This window comes from Herbaspirillum sp. RV1423, assembly GCF_000577615.1.
GTDB lineage: Bacteria > Pseudomonadota > Gammaproteobacteria > Burkholderiales > Burkholderiaceae_D > Herbaspirillum.
In genome coordinates this window covers 1-434 of record NZ_CBXX010000094.1, presented here as the reverse complement: position 1 = coordinate 434, position 434 = coordinate 1, and the positions used below count along the sequence as shown (strand labels likewise).

Annotated in this window: 1 protein-coding gene; it reads right to left on the bottom strand. The window is 63.4% G+C overall.

Annotated elements, in window-relative coordinates; genetic code table 11:
• Nucleotides 1-35: 35 nt before the first annotated feature.
• On the bottom strand, nucleotides 36-434 hold a 399-nt coding region (locus tag RV1423_RS28240), incomplete at its 5' end, for an ATP-binding cassette domain-containing protein (protein WP_034303978.1).

The following is a 434-nucleotide window of genomic DNA, read 5'->3' as shown; positions in this document are numbered from 1 at the left end:
CTGGGCATGGCCCTGTTGCAGGGTAGCGGTGTTCATCAGTGGGCTCCTTCCAGTGCGCCCGCGGTGGTGCCCATGTAGGCTTCCATCACCTGCGGGTTCTTCGAGACCTGGTCATAGGTGCCTTCGGCCAATACCGCGCCGCGCTGCAACACGCTGATGCGGTCGCAGATGCCGGAAATGACGTTCATGTTGTGTTCCACCATCAGGATGGTGCGTCCGGCCGAGACCTTCTTGATCAGGGCGGTGACGCGATCGACGTCCTCATGGCCCATGCCCTGGGTCGGTTCGTCCAGCAGCATCAGTTCGGGTTCCATGGCCAGGGTGGTGGCGATCTCCAGTGCGCGCTTGCGGCCATAGGGCAGATCGACGGTGATGGTGTCGGCGAAGCCGGTCAGGTCGACTTCCTCGAGCAGGGCCATGGCGCGGTCGTTGAG